14 protein-coding genes are annotated in these 14,079 nt (G+C 43.7%); 13 read left to right on the top strand and 1 reads right to left on the bottom strand.

The annotated features are described in order from the left end of the window. The first annotated feature begins 232 nt into the window (after nt 1-232). The 3 genes from B4N43_RS04750 (at nt 233) to B4N43_RS04740 (ending at nt 3,572) form a co-directional block, all read left to right on the top strand. Nucleotides 233-1,474 carry a site-specific integrase gene (locus tag B4N43_RS04750; RefSeq protein ID WP_286733169.1) on the top strand — a complete coding sequence of 414 codons (1,242 nt, stop codon included), beginning with the start codon at nt 233-235 and terminating at the stop codon, nt 1,472-1,474. 100 nt (nt 1,475-1,574) lie between these two features. After that, nucleotides 1,575-2,570, top strand: coding sequence for an aldo/keto reductase (locus tag B4N43_RS04745; protein ID WP_075992931.1), 996 nt, complete (start codon nt 1,575-1,577; stop codon nt 2,568-2,570). Between the two features lie 78 nt (nt 2,571-2,648). After that, the gene (locus B4N43_RS04740) at nt 2,649-3,572 is read left to right on the top strand and encodes a helix-turn-helix domain-containing protein (protein WP_286733166.1); all 924 of its coding nucleotides are present in this window, start codon (nt 2,649-2,651) and stop codon (nt 3,570-3,572) included. 63 nt (nt 3,573-3,635) lie between these two features. Here B4N43_RS04740 and B4N43_RS04735 read toward each other — a convergent pair whose 3' ends face one another. Further along, entirely contained in the window at nt 3,636-3,896 is a 261-nt protein-coding gene (locus tag B4N43_RS04735) for a hypothetical protein (RefSeq protein ID WP_075992933.1), read from the bottom strand. Between the two features lie 279 nt (nt 3,897-4,175). Between B4N43_RS04735 and B4N43_RS04730 the strand changes: the two genes are divergently transcribed. The 10 genes from B4N43_RS04730 to B4N43_RS04685 all read left to right on the top strand — a co-directional run bounded on the left by B4N43_RS04730 (nt 4,176) and on the right by B4N43_RS04685 (nt 13,968). After that, entirely contained in the window at nt 4,176-4,979 is an 804-nt protein-coding gene (locus B4N43_RS04730) for an SDR family oxidoreductase (RefSeq protein WP_075994843.1), read from the top strand. Between the two features lie 65 nt (nt 4,980-5,044). Beyond that, a complete protein-coding gene (locus B4N43_RS04725) occupies nt 5,045-5,956 on the top strand; it encodes a helix-turn-helix domain-containing protein (RefSeq protein ID WP_075992934.1) in 912 nt (303 codons plus the stop codon). 310 nt (nt 5,957-6,266) lie between these two features. Then, nucleotides 6,267-7,328, top strand: a complete 1,062-nt coding sequence (locus tag B4N43_RS04720; protein WP_075992935.1) for a fatty acid desaturase family protein — start codon at nt 6,267-6,269, stop codon at nt 7,326-7,328. Between the two features lie 374 nt (nt 7,329-7,702). Beyond that, nucleotides 7,703-8,149: an Hsp20/alpha crystallin family protein gene (locus tag B4N43_RS04715; protein ID WP_286733160.1), complete on the top strand. Its 447-nt coding sequence runs from the start codon at nt 7,703-7,705 to the stop codon at nt 8,147-8,149. A 76-nt stretch (nt 8,150-8,225) separates the two neighbouring features. After that, nucleotides 8,226-8,516: a hypothetical protein gene (locus B4N43_RS04710; protein WP_120334036.1), complete on the top strand. Its 291-nt coding sequence runs from the start codon at nt 8,226-8,228 to the stop codon at nt 8,514-8,516. A 195-nt stretch (nt 8,517-8,711) separates the two neighbouring features. Beyond that, complete coding sequence (locus B4N43_RS04705; RefSeq protein ID WP_286733157.1) at nt 8,712-9,566, top strand: NEW3 domain-containing protein; 855 nt, start codon at nt 8,712-8,714, stop codon at nt 9,564-9,566. 21 nt (nt 9,567-9,587) lie between these two features. After that, complete coding sequence (locus B4N43_RS04700) at nt 9,588-10,589, top strand: ABC transporter ATP-binding protein (protein ID WP_312460869.1); 1,002 nt, start codon at nt 9,588-9,590, stop codon at nt 10,587-10,589. Beyond that, nucleotides 10,552-11,544: an ABC transporter permease gene (locus B4N43_RS04695; protein ID WP_182331780.1), complete on the top strand. Its 993-nt coding sequence runs from the start codon at nt 10,552-10,554 to the stop codon at nt 11,542-11,544. Before B4N43_RS04700 ends, B4N43_RS04695 begins: the two co-directional genes overlap by 38 nt. A 378-nt stretch (nt 11,545-11,922) precedes the next feature. Continuing rightward, nucleotides 11,923-13,341, top strand: coding sequence for an SDR family oxidoreductase (locus tag B4N43_RS04690; protein ID WP_286733155.1), 1,419 nt, complete (start codon nt 11,923-11,925; stop codon nt 13,339-13,341). An 18-nt stretch (nt 13,342-13,359) separates the two neighbouring features. Then, on the top strand, nt 13,360-13,968 hold the full coding sequence (locus B4N43_RS04685) for a flavin reductase family protein (protein ID WP_286733154.1): 609 nt from the start codon (nt 13,360-13,362) through the stop codon (nt 13,966-13,968). Nucleotides 13,969-14,079: the final 111 nt, after the last annotated feature.

Genomic DNA, 14,079 nt, shown 5'->3' with positions numbered 1-14,079 from the left:
CTACAACTTTTTTTTAATTAACTGATTTATAAAGGATAAAAAAAATGAAATTATCTAGCTAAATAGAATTTGTCATGAAATGAATAGCGATTAAGGTGTAGTTTTTAATAATATTTATTAGATTATTTTTTGTAAGGTAAAATAGTTACATTTGATTATTGGAACTGTAGTCTGAATTGGACTTCTCTGGAAAACTTATATATTTATTTTCAGAAAATTAGATTCAAGTCCAATGATAAATTTCAAATTTACGCTGCTATATTCCTCCCCTTTTTCAACAATATCCCTCACGATCCTTGATGATTCTCAGACGGAACATGTGATCAATACTCCCCTTAAAATTTGCCCGGATTTATGGGATTTAAAAAAACAGCGACCCCACAATATTTACCTCAAAAAAAATAAAAATTTAAATGCCAAGCTCGATAGGCTAAAAATCGGAATCGCCGAATACCTGGCCAATGTCACGGCAAAAAACAGCAAAATTTCGCCTATCAAACTCCGCAAGATCATAAAAGAAAATTGTGATGGCACAAAGACTTGTCGCCCCGCCAACAGCCTGCTAGATTATGTGGAAGCCTATATCCGGAGCCGTGCCCACCTTATTTCCGAACCGACTTCCAAGCGTTACCGGGTATTCCTCCATTTGCTTGAGCGATTTGAAGGCCATCGCAAAAGACACCTTTTGCTGCACGAAGTCAATGCATCCTTTGTCAAAGAGTTCCTTGAATTTGGCGAGCTGGAAGAATACAATAAAAGTACGATCGGCCGCACCATACATTTTGTCCGGACGGTACTCAATTTTCTGGAAAAAAGAGGGGTCAGAACCTACGTATATGAACTTGAACTTCCCAAGGAAAAAAAAGTCAATCTATTTGTCACCCTCAGTGAGGATGAACTGGTAAAACTCAAGGAAACGGATGTCCCGCTAAGCCTACAGGCAGCCCGGGACTGGCTGATCATCAGCTGCTACACCGGCCAGCGCATTTCAGATTTCATGAATTTTGATATCCAGAACCTCGAGATAATCAAGGGAAAACCCTGTATCTCATTTGTCCAGCAGAAAACGCAAAAAGAAATTCTGCTGCCTTTACATCCGGTACCATTGACCATATTGTCGGGCAATTTAAACGTATTTCCCGAGAAGCTTACTGCGCAAAAGTATAATCTGCAGATCAAGGAAGTCGCGGAACTTGCCGGTATCAATAGCCTCGTCAAAGTCCGCAAAAGAAAGGGCTTCCGGGCGGTAGAAATGTTTGTGCAAAAATGGGAAGCGATCACAAGCCACATCGGAAGAAGAAGCTTTGCCTCAAATTTTTACGGTAAAATCCCCACCCCGCTATTGATGGAAGCAACAGGTCACAGTACCGAGCAGATGTTCCATCGCTACATCAGTACCATTGATACCGAACGGACAAGAACGTTGGGACAGTACTTGGAAGATGCTTATAACGATAAATTCAGGGTAGCTTAATTAGCGATTAGATCCGTAATTCAGTTACAAGTTTCCGTAATTGGGGTAAACATGCTGCAGGCGCTGCTTTGTAATTTTGGGTAACAAAAATAAGAAGCAGATGAAAACAAGAAAATTAGGCACGCAGGGACTTGAAATTCCAATGATCGGCTTAGGCTGTATGGGGATGAGCAGTTTTGCGTCCACTGGCGATATCTACGGCAAGGCCGACGAAAAAGAATCCATAGCTACCATCCACCGTTCGTTGGAACTGGGGGGCAATTTTTTGGATACGGCCGATCTGTATGGGCCCTTTGAAAACGAAAGGTTGATCTCCAGGGCCATACGCGGCAAGCGCAACGACTATATCCTAGCCAGCAAGTTCGGCTTTGAGATTGATGATAAGGATCAGGTGACCTGGCGCATAAACGGTCGGCCAGATTATATCCGAAAGTCTATCGAGCGCTCGCTGAAAAACCTCGATACCGATGTGATTGACCTCTATTATATGCACCGCCCCGACCCCAATGTACCCATTGAGGAAACCGTAGGTGCCATGGGCGAGCTGGTCACAGCGGGCAAGGTCAGGTACCTGGGCATTTCGGAAGTCAGTGCCGAGCAGATCAGCAGGGCACATGCGACCTTCCCGATCACGGCTGTGCAGAATGAAATTTCCCTGTTCGGACGCGAAGTAGAGACCAATGGCGTATACGATCTGACACGGGAGCTGGGTATAGGCCTGGTCGCCTACTCCCCTTTGGGCCGTGGATTTATCACGGGTGAGATCAAGTCGCCGGACGATATCCCCGAAGATGATTTCCGCAGGCTTATCCCGAGGTTTCAGGGCGAGCAGTTTTATAAAAACCTCGATCTGGTGCGTGAACTCGAACAGATTGGAAAAGAAAAAGACGTTACCTCGTCGCAGCTGGCCCTTGCCTGGCTGATCCAAAAAGGAATCGTGCCGATACCGGGGACAAAAAGAGTGCGCTATGTGGAGCAGAATATCGCCGCAACAGACATCCTATTGACCGCCGAAGAGCTGCAACGCATTGAGGCTATTCTGCCGATCGGACTGGATACCGGATCCCGCGATGTAAGTATTCCGCTGCAATCTTAAAAAATATAAATGCCATGCGAGCAAAAACCGCATGGCATTTTACTTAAATTAGGCTATTATTTAACAGGCAAAAAGAGCATGTCAAAGAAAGAACCCGTACTGATCAGGATCAATAGTATCGCCGACTATCATGAAGCGCTACAGCTGCCCAAACCGCAGCATCCGCTTTTTAGCATCACCGATTTCTCCAAAAACAAGCATATACATCCAACGGTCGAGACCACCTTTCAGCTCAACCTGTACTGCATTTCCATCAAAGAAGATGCACAATGCGTATTGGGTTATGGCCCACATCAGTACGACTTCCGGGAAGGCCTGATGACCTTCTTTAAACCCGGGCAGACGATCAGTGTTGATCCCGATACTGCCCATGCCGAAGTAGGTTATTCCCTTGTTTTCCATCCCGATTTTATCCGCACCTATGACCTGGCACACAAAATCCGCAGCTATAGTTTTTTCGATTACGAAGTCAACGAAGCACTTTTTCTGTCCGACCGGGAGAAAGAGCAGATCCGAAATATCGGAAAAGGGATCTTAAGCGAATATGACAGTCCAATCGACAGCTATAGCCAGGATGCCATTGTCAGTTTCATCGAACTGTTGCTGGTGTATTCGCGGCGGTTTTATAACCGGCAATTTATTACGCGTAAGGTACACAATGTGCCCTTGGTGAGCCGGTTTGAACAATTGTTGGATCAGTATTTTGAAGCCAAAACCCAACACAAGGGCTTGCCGCAGGTGGGCTACTTTGCTGAGCGGCTGAATATGTCGAAAAACTATTTAAGCGATTTATTACGGTTACAGACCGGTGAAAGTGCGCAGAACCATATCCAACATAAGCTCATCGAAAAAGCGAAAGATCTGCTGTCCAGGTCGGAGCTTTCCGTTGCCGAAATTGCCTATCAGCTGGGTTTTGAACAACCGCAGTCACTCAATCGTTTATTCAAAAAGAAAACGGAGCTCTCACCACTGGAGTTTAGACGGAAGATGGCTACAAGCTAAGATAGCATCCTTAAAATCTGCTGCATATTGAGCGGCGGGCCACCATACAGCAGACTTTTGATCTTAGAGGCGATAGCGAAGCGATAAATTGCGCCAGATTTCTGTCGCAAAATGCTGATCTGAATGCCTGTTTTCAAAAAACCAGTGGTCGCCTTTTTTTACGAGTTTTTGGTCAATTCCATCAAGCGAAATTGGCAATTCCGTATCGAGCTTTGATAAAGATTTTTTCAACAACACTAGCTGATAATCCTGTCCTTTGTAAGTTAAACGGAACACCTGTGAACGATGTGGTTCCCCGCTTATCCCGTCAATTGTGCCTTGCATAAATATAGATCTTCTAAAATTTTTAAAATACAGCAATTACGCCAATACGAATACGATAAAAAGTATAAAATCGAGCAAAAATCAGCTTAACATTGCATTATTTTTATAACGAATATCAACAAATAATCGTGCCAAAGTCGATGAATTTTCCGCTCCATTGGCGATGATTTTTTTCACATATTTTGATTTCGTCATTTTGGCTACAATCAAGCTCAATTTGGCAACAGGTATCCGATGCCTTCTTTAGACATTTGTGGTATGGAATCAAACAATAACAGCATGCAAAAGACAATTTTCATTACAGGGGCTTCTTCCGGTTTGGGAAAAGCAACTGCCAAATTATTTCAACAGGCGGGTTGGAATGTGATCGCAACCATGCGTAATCCCGAAAATGAAACCGAACTTACCGGGATCGAAAACATCAGGCTATTAAAATTAGATGTTACCGATGCTGCCCAGATCAAAGAAACTGTAGCAAAAGCAATCGCTATAAGTAACATTGATGTCGTTTTCAATAATGCAGGTTATGGGTTAATGGGTGCCTTTGAAACGTTGAGCGACGAAAAAATACTTCGTCAAATCGACACGAATCTATTGGGTGTATTGCGGGTTACACAAGCCTTTATTCCCCATTTTAAGGCACAGAAAAGTGGTTTATTTATCTCGACCACATCGATTGGTGGATTTATGGGATTCCCGCTAAATTCCATGTATCATGCGACAAAATTCGCCCTGGAGGGCTGGAGCGAAAGCATGTCCTTTGAACTGAAAAAATTTGGAATAGCCATCAAAACAGTTGCTCCGGGAGGAATAGCGACAGATTTTGCAGGTCGTTCTTTGGATCTAAACCGAACGTCCGACTATCAGGACATCGAAGACAAACTGTTCGAACAAATGGGCCTGATGATGCAAAATGCATCCACTGCCGAGCAGATTGCCCAAGTGGTGTATGAAGCCGCCACGGACAATAAAGATCAGGTACGTTATCTGGCAGGTGAAGATGCACATGCGCTCTATGAAAGACGATTACAAATCGGAAAAGAAGCCTTCAGGCAAGAAATCGCGAAACAATTTGAGGCCTAATTTTTTAAATCAGCAACTGCCTTGCGAGGCAGTTGTTTTTTGTAAATTTGTATAACAAAAAAAGGATGCATAGTATCAATTCCATATCCGAATTTCATCGGCAATTGTCCTTGCCGGCCCCATTACACCCGCTCGTCAGTGTAATTGATGTAGCTGGAATAAAACCCGATGAAAGCGACATCTGGGAGCAGTTCTACGTGAATTTCTACAGTATTTCGCTGAAAAAAGATGTTACTGCAAAAATAAAGTACGGCCAACAATATTACGATTTCGACAAAGGAACAATGAATTTTATTGCGCCCAAGCAGATTCAATCGTTGACGATGGCCGAAATCAGAAAGATGAAGGTCGAATGCGGAAAAGGTTACATGCTCCTATTCCACCCTGATTTTTTGTATACCCATCCCCTAGCCACCAAAATAAAAAACTACAATTTCTTTTCGTATGCGCTTAACGAAGCATTACATCTCTCCGAACGGGAAGAAAAAGACATTATAGAAATTTTTCTTAAAATCGAACAAGAATATCAGCATATCGACAAGCATACCCAAGATATTATTTTGTCGCAAATTGATATGCTCTTGCAATACAGCAACCGCTTCTATGAGCGTCAATTCATTACTCGGAAAGCGGTTAACCATGCGCTGCTGACCCAATTGGAAAAATTGCTGGACGATTATTTCGACAGCGAAGAAACCCTAAAACAGGGGCTTCCAACCGTAGAGTATTTAGCCGAAAGCCTCCATGTATCAGCACGTTATTTAAGCGATTTATTACGTTCCGTTACTGGTAAAAACACACAGCAGCACATTCACGACAAGTTAATTGAAGAAGCCAAGGAACAACTCACGGCGACAAGCCTTTCCGTGGCCGAAATTGCCTATAAGCTCGGTTTTGAACATCCGCAATCGTTCAACAAACTGTTTAAGAAAAAAACCAATGTTTCACCTTTAGCATTCAGGCAATCGTTTAACTGACAGAACAGTGTAAAATAAATTTTAGTGCGAGTTGTGTGTTACATTTAAAGAAACCTGCGCTCCGGCAAATTGATATGGAATAGTTGATTAACGTGCAGGATACCTCGGCGCGGAATAAATACCGGAGGCTTCAAAAATTCAAAAGGTGTATATTCCGGGCCATGGGAAATCAAGGATGGCAGAATGACCTTTAACAATCTTTAACTTTATTACCGCGATCTTTCAAATTTTATAGCGTATATTTACATTGTTCTATCGCTCAAGATCGAACGTAATAAATATTAAGCATATCTCTCGAGTAAAAATCCAAATGTCCCAGTCTGTAAAATTCAGCAATGTAAATACATTGTTCTCTAAAACGTTAAAACAAAAAATTAATAACTATTTTCAAAATTCACTTCAGCCAAAAACCGGGAATCGTAAAATCTATCTGAAAGCCGCTATCCTCCTGATCAGCTTTGCGGTATTGTATCTCCTTCTGGTATTCGCACCTTTGCATTGGAGTATTGCAATAGCATTATGTGTCATTTTCGGAGCTAACCTCGCTGCGATTGGTTTTAACATTATGCACGATGCTGGGCACAATTCTTTTTCGGACAATAAAAACCTGAACACTGTGCTCTCCTACTCGCTCAATCTACTGGGCGGCAATATCTACTTTTGGAAGCTCAAACATAATATTGCACACCACACCTATACAAATATCGATGGCGAAGATCACGATATCGAAGTAAAGTTTATGCGTATACACCACGACCAGAAACTTCGGAAACACCATCGCTATCAGCGTTTTTATTTTCCGTTGCTCTATGGAATCTCCTATTTAGCGTGGATCTTTTATCAGGATTATGAGAAATATTTCCGTGGGCGCATGGGACATAAAACGGAGCAATTTCATTTTCCGGTCAAAGAGCGTATTATTTTTTGGGTCAGTAAGCTAATTCACTTCAGCTTATTTGTCATTGTTCCGATCATTTTCGTCGGGTGGCTGCCCACACTTATCGGTTTGCTGATTTCTGGTACTGTGTGTGGTATGAGTCTGGCCACAGTATTCCAGCTGGCCCATGTGGTGGAAGAAACCGAATTCAAAACCATTGACCAGTCAAAGGTCGAAGAAGAATGGATGATTCATCAGATTCAGTCCACCGCAAATTTCGCTACGGGCAGCAAGGTACTTACCTGGTTGCTTGGCGGTCTCAATTTTCAGGTTGAACATCACCTTTTTCCAAAGATCAGCCATGTTCATTATCCTGCGCTCAATAGGATTGTGAAGCAGACCTGCAAGGAATATAAAATACAATACAACGAGTTTCGGAGCTTCTGGACAGCATTTAGATCGCATTTAAAAGTGCTGGAGGCCTTGTCAAAATAACCTAGTTATTAGCAAGTCGCTTCATTTCCTTTGTCCCTTCCCTATGGCCTTTATGTGCCATCGAAGTCGGTAGCTTCCAGCAAAAAAGAAAAGACCAGAAACCTCTAAGAAGCCCGGTCTTTTCTAACTAAGTTATCCATCAAATGGATTATTATAAGGACAAGATTGAGCTGAACATCGTTTGAAAAAAAATCAATTTTCGATATGTTGTACAGAGCCTCTATCTTTTCTGTCAATTTATCAGGTAAAATTTGACAGTTTTGCTGCAAAAATTTCAGTTTTTTAAGCTCGGTACCTTTTTTGTGAGATTTTTAATACAGTCGGCCGACTGATAGATTTAAATTATTGTTATACTTCATTAAAAGGAGGTTACTATGAAACTTGCAAAAAGAAACTGGAACAATTTTTCACTTTTTTCGCCCATGTTTGATAATTTTAACCGTGAGCTTTTAAACTGGGACAACAAAAATTACTCATCAACAAGTACCACCGTTCCTGCGGTCAACATCAAGGAAAACGCAGACAGCTTCGAAGTGGAGGTCGCCGCACCTGGCATGGCCAAAGGAGATTTTAAGGTGACACTCGACGGCAATCTATTGACCATATCCTCGGCTAAAGAAGAACAAAACGAGGAACATCACGACAACTACACACGCCGGGAGTTCAGCTACCAATCTTTCCAACGCAGCTTCGAACTTCAGAAGGAGGTTGTCGATCAGGACAATATTCAGGCACACTATGAGAATGGTATGCTCCGATTGACAATACCCAAAAAAGAAGAAGCCAAACAGAAAGAACCGCGGATGATCGAAATATCCTAAAGATCCAGATAGCAAATTTAATGGTTAGCCTCCCACGGAGGCTAACCTATTTTTTTCAATCTTTAAAACGAAGATTATGAAAACGTCGAATTACTATATTGAATTACAGATGTACAGCCACGGACATTATATCACTATCGCCAGTTTTGACCAAAAAAGCTGCGAAAAGATTATTCATGAACTGTTTGATGAACTGCGCGGTGAGCCTGAAGCCTCAGACAGCAGACGTCTTCGCATCAATCTTCTTCTGAACGACGCTACGATTCAGAGGACACAATTACGATCCATCCACTGTACACTGGATGAGTTGGCCGAGAACACCAAGATTATCATCAAGAAAACCTTCCGATCAGTAAACTTTGACTGACGGAAGTGCATTTCAGCATACAACACAAGCTATCAGCCTATAGACCATTTAAACACATTTTTTTTATTTCAATCTTGATTTTTATCAAATTGATTTTTAATTTGGGTGCGGTTTTTCAAAAAGGTAGCTGATACCCAAACCGACATTTTTTAAAAGCTAATATTCTATTTAAATATAAATTTTAGTTATTGGATCATGTTAACAGAATTACTAATTACAAACACAGACCGACGTTTTTCTTTCAGGCCATTTCTTATCGCACTTATTGTGCTGGCTAACAGTTTCTATCTATCGGGGCAAGCCTTGAAGCCCCTCAAATCCGGTTTCGAAGCGAGGCTCATCAATATTGAGGCCCCCAGCAACGAACCTTTTCGTTATACGACGACCTTGACCAACGGATCTGCTCAATTGGTTAACTACAACCTGAATGCCCAGCTACCCGATGGATGGCAGATTAGCTACCGCGTAGAAGGCTCGCAAGTGACTTCCCTTCAGATGCAGCCCAATAAGGCACAGGAAATCAGCATTGAAATCAGCTGTCCGATCACGGCCAAGCCCGATAAATATAAAATTCCGATACGGGCTATATCCTCAACCGATACCTTAAAGCTTGAGCTCGAAGCAGTCGTCAAAGGCTCCTATGCCCTTGAGTTGACCAACCCCAGTGGGCGGCTAAGTGACGAAGTCGTATCTGGTAGCAGCAAAGAAATTCTACTTAAAGTCAAAAACACGGGCACCCTGCCGCTCAATGCCTTGGAACTGACGTCCCAATTACCCAGCCGATGGGAGGCAAGCTTCGATCCGTCGAACATCAAACAGCTCGAAGCAGGTAAATCTATTGACGTCAAAGTCAACCTAAAAGTTCCCGACAAAACTATTGCCGGTGACTATGCTTCCAAATTTGAGATCAAATCACCCAACAGCAGCGCCGACATTTCATTCCGTATGATTGTGAAAACTTCTTTGCTTTCTGGCTGGATCGGTATGCTTGTCATTGTATTGGCCATTGGTTTGGTGTATTTTCTCATCCGCAAATACGGCCGCAGATAAGGGCGCTACAAAAAGATTATCATGATGAAGGATCCTATCATTCAATTGACAGGACTGACAAAAAGCTACGGCAAAGTAACCGCTGTAGATCAGTTGGACCTGCACATTTATCCCGGAGAGATCTTTGGCCTGCTCGGCCCCAATGGTGCCGGCAAGACAACCAGCATCCTCATGATGCTGGGCCTGACCGAACCCACTTCCGGCACAGCCTATGTCTGTGGCCATAATGCCACGCGCAATCCGATCGCCGTGAAACGAAAAGTTGGCTACCTGCCCGACAATGTAGGTTTCTACCCGGATATGACAGCGCTGGAAAACCTAAGCTTTATTGCCAGATTAAATGGTCTCACAGAATCCTATGCACAAGCTTCTGCAAAAGACATGTTACATATCGTGGGGCTCGAACGGGAAATGCATAAAAAAACCGGCGCTTTTTCCCGCGGTATGAAACAACGTCTAGGCTTGGCCGAAGTGCTGATCAAGGCTCCCGAGGTTGCCATCCTTGATGAGCCTACGCTGGGCATTGATCCCAAGGGTGTTGACGAATTCCTTGAGCTCATCAAGCAGCTCAGCAGGGAGCATAACCTAACGGTACTGCTTTCTTCACACCACCTCCACCAGGTGCAGCGTGTATGCGATCGGGTGGGTATTTTTGTTGGCGGAAAATTACTGGTTGAAGGATCGCTCGAAAGCCTTGCCCATAACCTGCAGCAGCAGAAAGGTATCAGTACCGTCATTACCCTTGACCATGCCCAGGGCGATACCAAACGGTTTGACGAAGCATTAAGGGCGCTGCCCGGACTCCGTAGTCTTAAAGTGAACGGATTTACGATCGAATTAAAGGCAGATAGCGATATGACTGCAATAGCGGTACGCATGCTGGTAAACAATGGCGCTGATATCGTTTCCGTGAACCGCAACGACTATCAGCTCGACGATATTTATAATACATATTTTGAGAACAGCATAACTACAGATAATGCCTATGAAAAATCCAAGGGTTTCTTCAAAAGATACCAATAAACGGCCATCCTTTCCGATGCAGGTGCTGGTCCGCAAAGAAATTGCGGCACATATCCGCAGCTGGCGTTTTATTATACTGATCCTGCTCATCGTACTGACTTTCGGCGCATCCCTCTACGTTTCATCCATGGGGCTCAAGGACGCTGTCAGCAATATGCGCGATCCTGATCAGTCATTTCTTTATCTCAAGCTACTGACCACAACGGATAATTCCATTCCGCCATTTCATGTTTTTTTAAACTTTCTAGCGCCACTACTGGGCATAGCCCTGGGTTTTGACGCCGTCAATGCAGAATACAACAACGGAACACTCACCCGTTTGCTGGCGCAGCCAATTTACCGAGACAACCTGCTGTTCGCCAAATTTCTGGCGCCACTGGCCGTGGTGGGCACATTATTTGTTGCGCTGGTCATGCTGATGATCGGCGGCGGTCTCCTGGGTACAGGTGTCCGGATAGAACCCCAAGAGTTGCTGCGTATCTTCGGTTTTACCTTGATCAGTGTGCTCTATGTTGCCTTCTGGCTGAGCCTTTCCATCCTGTTGTCGATCCGCTTTCGCCAGCCGGCCACCTCAGCACTTACCGCTATCGGCATCTGGTTGTTTTTTACGGTATTCTTTCCTATCCTGGTCAATCTGGCAATACGTCCCTTTTTGCCCAACCCCAATTATATTTCGGAGCAGGAGTACATCGGCTATAATGAGCTCATCTTAAATCTGCTCCGCTTATCACCGAGCCAGCTCTATACCGATGCCACCACTACCCTATTGATGCCCTCTGTACGCAGCTTGGGTCCCATTTCCATGGAACAGATGGTCGGTGCCATCCCCGCACCGCTTTCCTTTCGGGAAAGTTTTCTGATGGTCTGGCCACAGGTCAGTGGACTCTGCGCAGCCATGATGGTCTGTTTTGCCTGGTCCTATTACATTTTTATGCGAAGGGAAATCAGAAGTTAAGTGTTTCCACCAAAGCAGCTTGTCAAAAACTGCATTCATAAACTGTAAGGCGCACGCTCTCGTGCGCCTTTATTATCCCCCTTTCCACGCTCTCTTTTAGGTCATTTAGCAAGCACCCTATTCATGTAGCGTATGGCTGGCGATGCCGCAAGCACTCTTCAAAGGCTCCAATACACTGGAGCTGGCCGAAGCCAGGGCAGAGCCAAAAACGCTGTACACATGATGTTGCAATTCAAGTTTTGCTTACTGAAGAAATAAAAGATCAATAGCGTGCCCATTTCTACTTTAGAATAAAAACACACTAAATAAAAACAAATTAGGTTGCATTTTGGTATATTTGTATACAGTAAATAACAGCTGAACTTAACAAATCAGGCTATGAAAATTCTATTGACCGGAGTCACGGGGTATATTGGAAAACGTCTTTTGCCTGTGTTGTTAGAACAGGGGCATGAAATTATTTGTTGTGTAAGAGATAAGAATCGTTTTGATACCTCGGCAATTCCGGGGCATGTTCAAGTTGTTGAAGTCGATTTCCTGGATAACGAAAGTCTGAAAGAAATTCCACTTGAAATTGATATTGCTTATTTCCTGATCCATTCCATGGCGACGCAGTCAGGTGATTTCCAGCAAATGGAAGCGCAATGTGCGACCAACTTCCGCAACTTTATGGAAAAAACCAGCGCGCAACAGATCATTTATCTGAGTGGAATTATTAATTCGGATCACTTATCGAAGCATCTCGACTCGAGAAGAAACGTTGAAAACATCCTGGCCAGCGGACGGATTCCGATCACCACCTTGCGGGCCGGTATCATCGTTGGCTCGGGAAGCGCATCTTTCGAGATTATTCGGGATCTTGTGGAAAAACTCCCGGTGATGATTACGCCCAAATGGTTGCAAACGAAATGTCAGCCCATCGCCATACGCAACGTGATCGAATTTATGATCGGTGTTATCGCCAACCCGCATACCTTTAACAAAAGCTATGATATCGGGGGGCCAGACATCCTTAGCTACAAAGATATGCTGCTGCAATATGCTGCCGAACGAAAACTTAGGCGACAGATCTTTGTTATCCCGCTCATGACGCCGCGTCTTTCCTCCTACTGGCTCTATTTTGTTACCTCGACGTCTTATAACCTGGCCAAAAACCTGGTCGATAGCATGAAAGTAGAAGTGATCTGTAAACCCAATAATCTAGCGGACGAACTCGGTATTACGTTGATCAATTACAGGCAATCCATCCAATTAGCATTTCAAAAAATTGAAAGCGACAATGTGGTTTCCAGCTGGAAAGATGCACAGACCAGTCACATTTTATCGGGCGGCCTCAGCAGGCTACTGGAAGTGCCCAGTTATGGTTGCTTTAAAGATGTCCGCTCGATTCCCCTCCACAATAGTGAAGCATCATTGACCAAAATCTGGTCCATTGGAGGAAATTCTGGCTGGTATTATGGCAACTGGCTCTGGAAAATCCGTGGATTCATGGATCAATTGGTCGGCGGAGTGGGTATGCGAAGGGGACGAAAAAATAAAAGCGATCTGGCTGCAGGTGATGCACTTGATTTTTGGCGCGTGCTGATCGCAGATAAAAAGACAAAACGATTGCTGCTCTATGCCGAAATGAAACTTCCTGGAGAAGCATGGCTAGAATTTAAAATCGAAAATAATATCCTGCTGCAGACCGCGACCTTTAGACCCCTGGGCCTTGCCGGAAGGCTCTATTGGTATGCCGTATGGCCTTTTCACGGCTTCATATTTAGGGGCATGATTAATAGAATAGCTAAACCTTAAAATAAGAATTCATAAACGATGATTTATAATGAGAACGCAATTGCTGCATTTGAAAGAAGATACAGAGCAAATTTTATAAACTCGCTGGGCGGCTTTAAAAGCCTGGTATTGATCAGTACAAAAAACAGGGACGGAAATGAAAACCTTGCCACGTTCAGCAGTTTGTTCCACCTGGGCGCAGATCCGGCACTCTGTGGCATTATACTTCGGCCGGCGACAGATTTTAGCAGCACCCTGGATAATATCCTGGAGCAGAAATGGTATACGATTAATCATGTCTCACCCGAATTTGTACATGAGGCACACCAATGTAGTGCAAAATATCCAAAAGGTGTTAGCGAATTTGAACAGGTTGGACTTACCCCTGAATACCTGGAAAATATTCCGGCCCCTTTTGTCCAAGAAAGTAAAATAAAATTCGCCTGCAGCTTTGTTCAGAAAACAGCTATTGAGCTGAACGGTACAACATTGATCATCGGCCAAATAAAAACAGCTTTCGTACCCGATAACTGCTTAAAAGAGGATGGTTATATCGATATCGAAGAAGCCGGGACAGTTACCTCAAGTGGTCTTGACAGCTATCATACCACAAGCCGGATTGAACGATTACCTTATGCGAAGCCTTAAGCAACTTTTCGCTAGGATTTTCATAAAGAAAGCACACAGTTCGGCTTTCTTCAAGACTTCACTTCCCAGAGCGGAAGATAATGTGTTACGCTATAGAATGTATTCTTTATC

It is taken from the genome of Sphingobacterium sp. UBA1897 (genome assembly GCF_002337775.1).
In the GTDB taxonomy this organism is placed as follows: Bacteria; Bacteroidota; Bacteroidia; order Sphingobacteriales; family Sphingobacteriaceae; genus Sphingobacterium; species Sphingobacterium siyangense.
This window is presented reverse-complemented; position numbering and strand designations above follow the sequence as displayed.

Bases quoted from the DNA above. Each gene is read 5' to 3' on its own strand.
- B4N43_RS04705 (WP_286733157.1), top strand. From the start codon at position 8,712: ATGTTAACAGAATTACTAATTACAAACACAGACCGACGTTTTTCTTTC.
- B4N43_RS04715 (WP_286733160.1), top strand. From the start codon at position 7,703: ATGAAACTTGCAAAAAGAAACTGGAACAATTTTTCACTTTTTTCGCCC.
- B4N43_RS04750 (WP_286733169.1), top strand. From the start codon at position 233: ATGATAAATTTCAAATTTACGCTGCTATATTCCTCCCCTTTTTCAACA.
- B4N43_RS04720 (WP_075992935.1), top strand. From the start codon at position 6,267: ATGTCCCAGTCTGTAAAATTCAGCAATGTAAATACATTGTTCTCTAAA.
- B4N43_RS04690 (WP_286733155.1), top strand. From the start codon at position 11,923: ATGAAAATTCTATTGACCGGAGTCACGGGGTATATTGGAAAACGTCTT.
- B4N43_RS04695 (WP_182331780.1), top strand. From the start codon at position 10,552: ATGAAAAATCCAAGGGTTTCTTCAAAAGATACCAATAAACGGCCATCC.
- B4N43_RS04740 (WP_286733166.1), top strand. From the start codon at position 2,649: ATGTCAAAGAAAGAACCCGTACTGATCAGGATCAATAGTATCGCCGAC.
- B4N43_RS04745 (WP_075992931.1), top strand. From the start codon at position 1,575: ATGAAAACAAGAAAATTAGGCACGCAGGGACTTGAAATTCCAATGATC.
- B4N43_RS04735 (WP_075992933.1), bottom strand. From the start codon at position 3,896: ATGCAAGGCACAATTGACGGGATAAGCGGGGAACCACATCGTTCACAG.
- B4N43_RS04710 (WP_120334036.1), top strand. From the start codon at position 8,226: ATGAAAACGTCGAATTACTATATTGAATTACAGATGTACAGCCACGGA.
- B4N43_RS04685 (WP_286733154.1), top strand. From the start codon at position 13,360: ATGATTTATAATGAGAACGCAATTGCTGCATTTGAAAGAAGATACAGA.
- B4N43_RS04730 (WP_075994843.1), top strand. From the start codon at position 4,176: ATGCAAAAGACAATTTTCATTACAGGGGCTTCTTCCGGTTTGGGAAAA.
- B4N43_RS04700 (WP_312460869.1), top strand. From the start codon at position 9,588: ATGATGAAGGATCCTATCATTCAATTGACAGGACTGACAAAAAGCTAC.
- B4N43_RS04725 (WP_075992934.1), top strand. From the start codon at position 5,045: ATGCATAGTATCAATTCCATATCCGAATTTCATCGGCAATTGTCCTTG.